Source organism: Micromonospora sp. NPDC005163 (genome assembly GCF_053599835.1).
Window position 1 is genome coordinate 25,598 of sequence record NZ_JBSFYP010000072.1, and the last position, 6,137, is coordinate 31,734.

Annotated in this window: 4 protein-coding genes and 2 pseudogenes; 4 read left to right on the plus strand and 2 right to left on the minus strand. The window is 73.1% G+C overall.

Going from position 1 to position 6,137, the window contains the following annotated elements; translation table 11 throughout:
- Positions 1–51: 51 nt before the first annotated feature.
- Positions 52–2,904, plus strand: coding sequence for a hypothetical protein (locus ACWD6N_RS31750; protein ID WP_450005783.1), 2,853 nt, complete (start codon positions 52–54; stop codon positions 2,902–2,904).
- A gap of 149 nt (positions 2,905–3,053) precedes the next feature.
- On the opposite strand, the gene ACWD6N_RS31755 is transcribed toward ACWD6N_RS31750, so the two are convergent.
- Entirely contained in the window at positions 3,054–3,230 is a 177-nt protein-coding gene (locus tag ACWD6N_RS31755) for a hypothetical protein (RefSeq protein WP_450005785.1), read from the minus strand.
- Between the two features lie 103 nt (positions 3,231–3,333).
- On the opposite strand from ACWD6N_RS31755, the gene ACWD6N_RS31760 reads away from it, so the two are divergent.
- The 3 genes and pseudogenes from ACWD6N_RS31760 to ACWD6N_RS31770 all read left to right on the plus strand — a co-directional run.
- Positions 3,334–4,155: an IclR family transcriptional regulator gene (locus tag ACWD6N_RS31760; protein ID WP_450005787.1), complete on the plus strand. Its 822-nt coding sequence runs from the start codon at positions 3,334–3,336 to the stop codon at positions 4,153–4,155.
- A pseudogene (locus tag ACWD6N_RS31765) lies at positions 4,152–4,370 on the plus strand (hypothetical protein); the annotation flags it as partial. The gene ACWD6N_RS31760 and the pseudogene ACWD6N_RS31765, both read left to right, overlap by 4 nt.
- 26 nt (positions 4,371–4,396) lie before the next feature.
- A pseudogene (locus tag ACWD6N_RS31770) lies at positions 4,397–4,678 on the plus strand (bifunctional 4-hydroxy-2-oxoglutarate aldolase/2-dehydro-3-deoxy-phosphogluconate aldolase); the annotation flags it as partial.
- A 180-nt stretch (positions 4,679–4,858) separates the two neighbouring features.
- Here the strand turns inward: ACWD6N_RS31770 and ACWD6N_RS31775 are convergent.
- Positions 4,859–6,137: mandelate racemase/muconate lactonizing enzyme family protein (locus ACWD6N_RS31775; RefSeq protein WP_450005789.1), on the minus strand; the 1,279-nt coding region annotated here is incomplete at its 5' end.

Here is a 6,137-nt window from a genome sequence, read left to right on the forward strand (position 1 = left end):
GACAAGGAGATTCTGTTGACGACACCTGCGCGAGCGTGGGCCGGTGCGGCTATGGCGCCGATTCTGATGGCGACCGTGGGTCTGACGGCGGCGTCCGCCGCGGCCGCCGCCACTGAAGCGGCAGCGGCACCGGTGTTCACCGACGACTTCACCACCGGGCTCAGCCGGTGGCGGGCGCTGACCGGAGCGCTGACGGAGTGGACGGCCACCACCGCCGAGTTCCCCTACGTCTCGATCGACACCCGCACCCAGCCGTCGGGCCGGTACATCACCCCGCTCACGCCGGTGGGCCTGCCCGACGCGTACGAGCTGCGCACCAGGGTCCGCGTCGATGCGGCCAGCGACTCACCCGCCGTCTCCGTGCTCACCGACTTCCGGGAACCGTACGCCGTCACCCAGAACAACTTCGCGGCGCAGCTGACCGGCTGGTCCGGAGTGCAGATCTCCGGCCCGGTGACGCAGACGGTGTGCCGCGGCCCCGCCCCTGTGCGGCAGGGGGAGTGGCACGAGCTGGTCATCCGCCGGGCCAACAACATCTCGGTCGTGGAGATCGACGCCCAACGGGTCGCCGTGGTGGCCGCGCCCGCCGCCGGTGGGACGATCGGCCTCGGCGTCTACCACGCCCGGGCGTCGTTCGCCGCCGTCGCGGTCACCGCGCTGCCCACCGTGCCCGCCGACCACCCCACGACCGCATCGGGCTGTTCCTGGACCGAGCCGGGCGAGCCCGAGGTCGACCAGCCGATCCTGGTCAACCAGAGCGGCTACAACCTCGGCCAGGTCAAGCGGTTCACTGCACCCCGCGCCGCCGACGGCGAGCAGTTCCGGATCATCGACGCCGCCGGCAACGTTCGCCACGAGAGCACCGTCCGCGGCCAGGTCGGCGACTTCACCGACTTCGACCCGGCGGAGCCCGGGCCGTACACGGTGGAGGTTCAGGGCGCTGCCGGGACCGGCCGGTCCGATCCGTTCGGTATCGGCGCCGACTGGATCGAGCGCGTCTCCTACCGCCGCGCGGTGCAGTTCATGACCGACGTGCGCTGCTACTACGGCGACTTCAGCAAGATGGTCTACGGTGGCACCGATCCGCAGAACTGCTACCTCGGCGTTGGCTGGCGCGACTCGCACCAGATGTCCTTCGAGTTGCCGTCGCTGATCGACATGTACCTGGCCAACCCTTCCGCGTTCGCGCAGATCAAGGACCCGCAGGCGCGGTACGTGGGGCTGCCGGTGCAGCTGCCGGCGGACACCCCGGAGATCGTCCGGCTGATCCACTGGGCCGTCGAGGTGTACCTGGGCGGGCGGGTGAACCACACGCTGCTCAAGGAACAGCTGGCCGCCTTCCTCTACGCCTATCCGTACCTAGCGGACTACATTCCCCACAGCGTCTACGAGCGGGCGCGCGACTACCTCTTCCCGATCTGGGACGACCCGGCGAAGGACCGCTTCGCTTGGTACGACACCACTCCCCACACCGCCGACCTGCTGCAGGTCTACACCCAGGTGGGTTCCGGCAAGGGGGAGCTGCCACCCGGCCATTCGGTGTGGCCGAACGTGATGATGTACGAGGTCGCCAAGCGGGAGGGTCGCGCTGACGCGGACCGGTACCTGGCCACCGCGAAGGCCCAGGCCACCTGGCTGGTCGGCAACCTCGACGTCGCCGACCCGACCGTCACGAAGGGTCAGCGGCAGGGCGAGTACCACCTGGTCACCGGCCTCGCACGGCTGCTGCTGTCGCACCGCGACCAAGCGCCGCCCGGCACCCGGGACTTCATCCGCCGCTGGGCCGAGGTCGTTGCGGAACGCTCGGCGAACCTGTGGGACTTCCGCAGGTACTCCGCGGACCGGTGGACCATCCCGTCCTTCACCGGCGGTGGTTCGGCCAGCGACCCCAACGAGACGGGCAACGTGGCCGGCTTCGCCGCCCCGGCCCTGGCCGCCGCGCAGGTGCTCGGCGACGATCCGCTCGCCGCGCGGCTGCGGCAGATCGCGGTGGCCCATGTGGACAACGTCTTCGGCCGTAACCCCACCGGACGGCACGCCTCGTACCGCGGGCCGACGGAGCAGTGGGGCTTCGAAGGCGTGGAACGCGGCTGGTACTCGGAGTTCCAGGGCGGGGCGGGTCGCCTCCAGGGCGCCCGCGGGGTGCTCGACGGCAGCCCCAAGAACGGGCAGTACCCGTACAACCCGGGCGTCGGCAACATCGGCCACTCCGAGGGCTGGGTCACCTCCAACACCGCCTGGAACGAGACACTGGCCTGGCGGGCCGTCGACACCACCACGGTACGGGTGGTGGACACCGCCGGAGGGCCGGTGGACCGGGTGCCGGAGGGTAGCCGCGCGAGCGTACGCCTGACCGCGCCGCTGAACCTCGACCCGGCCGCGCTCGACCGGGGCGACCTTGAGGTCCGGGTCGGCGACCGCGCACCGCAGCGGCTGGTCGCGGTGCAGGACGGGCTGAACGCCACCACGTACACGGCCGAGTTGGACCTGGCCGCTCTCGGCGCGACGCTCGGCGACACGGTGAGCGTCTCCTACGGCCTCGGTTACTTCGCGCGTCAGGTCACCGTGACCGTCGCGGCGCCGCTGTGCGCGGGCCGGGAGCCCACCATCATCGGAACCGACGGCCCGGACCGGCTCGTGGGCACGGCCGGGGCCGACGTGATCGTCGGCCGGGGTGGCGACGACGTGCTCGTCGGCCTCGGCGGCGATGACGTGATCTGCGGCGGTGGGGGCGCGGACCGGCTGGTCGGCGGACCCGGCGGCGCGACCCTGCTCGGCGGGCCGGGCCCGGACGTCGTCGTCGGCGGCCCCGGCGACGATCGGCTCCACGGCGGCGCCGACCGGGACGTGGTCGTCGGCGGCGGCGGGACCGACCAGATCGACCAGGACGGTCCGGACGCCTGACCCGCTCGCGGTGCCGGGCGGCTGGGCTGCCCGGCACCGTACCGGATCCGTACCGCCGTGCGGTCGCCGGTCAGCCGTCGACGGCCCGCGCCAGCAGTGCCGTTGCGGTCGCGCGGTCGGGGAGGCCGGTGGTGTCGCCGGGGCGGCGATCACGCCGGCGGCGAGCGCGTTGCCCGGGCCAGCCGCGCCCGCACGTCCGTGGCCTGCCGCTCGGTGCCCGCGACGCGCACCTCGACGGTGGCCGTTTCGGCGAGTACCTGGCCGGGCGGCGGCTGGAACAACGCCATCGCCTCGCCCAGCCCGGCGACCTCCAGGTCCGGCGCCATGCCCGTCTCGCGTCACCCGTCTCACCCCGTACCATGGTCAAGCTCGTGCACGGTGCAGAATTAGGTGTCACATATCGCAAGCAGCTTCCAGGGAGGGGTCGGCATGGCGGCCGAACCGGGCAGTAATCAGAGCGTCGAGCGGGCCCTGACCGTGCTCCGCGCCCTCGCGGCCGGCCGCACCGAACTCCGCGTCTCCGACGTCGCCAAAGCCACCGGACTCGGCCTCTCCACCGCCTCCCGGCTCCTCGCCACCCTCGAAGGGATGGGCTTCGTCGACCGCAACCCCGTCAGCGGCCTGTACCGGCTCGGACTCGACATGGTCTCGTTTGGCGGCGCGGTGCTCAACAACCACCCCGTCCACCGCGAGGCCCGGCAGACCGCCCAGGACCTCGCCGCTGAACTCGGCCTCGGTGTCAACGTGGCGTTACGCCGCGGCGACCGGCTCTTCTACCTGCTCAACTTCGAAGGCCGGCAGGCACCCCGCCCGTTCCTCCTCGCCGGACAGTACAACCCGCTCCACGCCACCGGGCTCGGCAAGGCACTCCTGACCGGGCTGACCGGGGACGAGCGGCGCACCCTGCTACCCGACGCGGCCCTGCACGCCTACACCCACCGCACCATCACCACCCACGAACAGCTCGACGAGGAACTCACCCGCACCCTCGCCCGGGGCTACGCCACCGAGATCGAGGAACTCGCCCTCGGCCGCGCCTGCATCGCCGCCGCCATCCGCGACGGCTCGGGCGCGGTGGTGGCGGCCCTCTCGGTGTCCGGCCCGCTCTCCGCCATCGACCTGCCCAACCGCGAGACCGAACTCGTCCAGTCGGTGATCGAGGCGGCCGACTCCGTCAGCATCAACCTCGGGTACGTCGGGCCAGCCCACGTCGTGCCCCAGCAGGCCGTCGCCCCCGAGGTCGTGTCATGACCGTCCAGCTCGGCCGCGTCATCGCCATCATCCGGCTCCCCGGCCCCGAGGACGTCGTCCGCGCTGGCCGGGAACTCGCCGAGGCGGGCCTGGACAGCATCGAGGTCACCCTCACCACGCCCACGGCACTCGAGGCCATTGCCGAGCTGCGGAACGCGGTGGCCAGCACCTGCGCCGTCGGTGCCGGCAGCGTCCGTACTCCCGGGGACGTGAGCGCCGCCCGTGACGCGCCGGGGCCCAGTTCCTCGTCACCTCCACCACCCGCGACGGGGTTCTCACCGAGGCGGCGGCCGCGGACCTGCCCGTGGTCTGCGGCGCGTTCACGCCGACCGAGGTCGACGTCGCCTGGTCGTCGGGAGCCACCCTGGTCAAGCTCTTCCCCGCCAGTCACGTCGGCCCGGCGTACCTGCGGGAACTGCGTGCCCCACTGCCCGACGTGCGGCTCGCGCCTACCGGCGGGATCACGCCTGGGTCGGTGGGGGAGTGGGCCGCGGCCGGCGCGGTCGCCGTCGGCGCCGGCAGCGCACTGGTCGACCCGACCGGGGGACTGGCCGGCGCTCCGGCGCCGCGCCCGTGCCCTCCTGGACGCCGCCGCAGCGGCACCCTGGGCCAGGTGAGATCCCGGCCGGCGGCGGGTGCTGCCGCCGGCCGGATGCCGTCCCCCGTGGGGTCTCAACCGGACCGGCGGACAACGGGCTTGCCGTCAGGCGCCCGCCAAGGCCCGTACGACGTCCTCGTCGACCGTGATGCCGAGGCCAGCGCCGCCCGGCACCTCGCATCGCCCGCCAACCGGCGCGACCGCGTCCGGGGCGACGGCGGTGAGCGGGTTGGTGCCGATCCAGTGTTCGAGCACTGCGAAGTTCGGCATCGCGGCGGCGCACTGCACGCTGGCGTACCAGTGCACGGCCGAACCGATGCTGACGTGCGGGGTGGCCTGCGCGCCGAACGCGTCGGCGAGCGCGGCGATCCGCATCGTCTCCGTGATGCCGCCGGCCCGGCACACGTCGGGCTGAAGCACGCGGAGCGCGCCGGCGCGGAGGAACTCCAGCGCCCGGTGCCGGGTGGCCAGGGAGTCCAGGGCGAGGGGGATGTCCAGGCGGGCGGCGAGGGTGGCGTACCCGTCGAGGTCCTCCGGCGGCAGCGGCATCTCGAAGAACCCGACGCCGGCCTCCTGGAGGGCGCGGCCGACCCGCAGCGCCTGCGGGACTTCGTACTGCCCGGCGGCGTCGGCGTAGACGGCGGCCTGGTCGCCGAACACCTCGCGTACGGTCTGCACGGACGCGATGTCGTCCTCGGGGCGGGCGCCGATAGCCACCTTGACGGCGTCGTACCCCAGGTCGCGCAGCCGCTCGGCCTCCTGGCGCACCCTCCGCTGGCCATCGGCGCCGGACCCGGCGGGTGCGGCGGGTACGCCGGAGGCGTACAGCCGCAGGGTGGTGCGGTAGCGGCCGCCCAGCAGGGCGTGCAGGGGCTGGCCGAGGGTGCGGGCGAACGCGTCCCACAGAGCGATGTCGAGGCCGGCGAGGGCCTCCAGCCAGAAGCCACTGTCGTGACCGCGGACCCGCATGGCGGTGTAGACCCGGTCCCAGGTGCGGCCGATCTCGTCGAGCCGGGAGCCGACGGCGAGCGGTGCGATCAGATCGTCGAGGATCGCGGCGGTGGCGCGGGACCCGACGGGTGCCTTGGCCTCGCCCCAGCCGACGACCCCGTCAGCGGTCTCGACCCGCACCAGCACGGCGTCGATGGTCTCGCTGTAGACGTAGCGGCGGCGTTCCATCGGCGGGTACTCCACCAAGGCGCTGCCGTGGTCGGCGCTCCACGCGCGGGCGCCCCAGTACGTCTCGGCGGGCTTGGCGTGTACCGCGTAGCTGCGGACGTCGACGACCTTCATCAGGATCGCGGCGTGGAAACCCGGCCGTTTAGGGCCGGGAGGTAACGCCGCTCCCTCCCCTCGATGCTCGTCTTGCATGATGGGTGGATAG

Bases quoted from the DNA above. Each gene is read 5' to 3' on its own strand.
- ACWD6N_RS31750 (WP_450005783.1), top strand. From the start codon at position 52: ATGGCGCCGATTCTGATGGCGACCGTGGGTCTGACGGCGGCGTCCGCC.
- ACWD6N_RS31755 (WP_450005785.1), bottom strand. From the start codon at position 3,230: ATGGCGCCGGACCTGGAGGTCGCCGGGCTGGGCGAGGCGATGGCGTTG.
- ACWD6N_RS31760 (WP_450005787.1), top strand. From the start codon at position 3,334: ATGGCGGCCGAACCGGGCAGTAATCAGAGCGTCGAGCGGGCCCTGACC.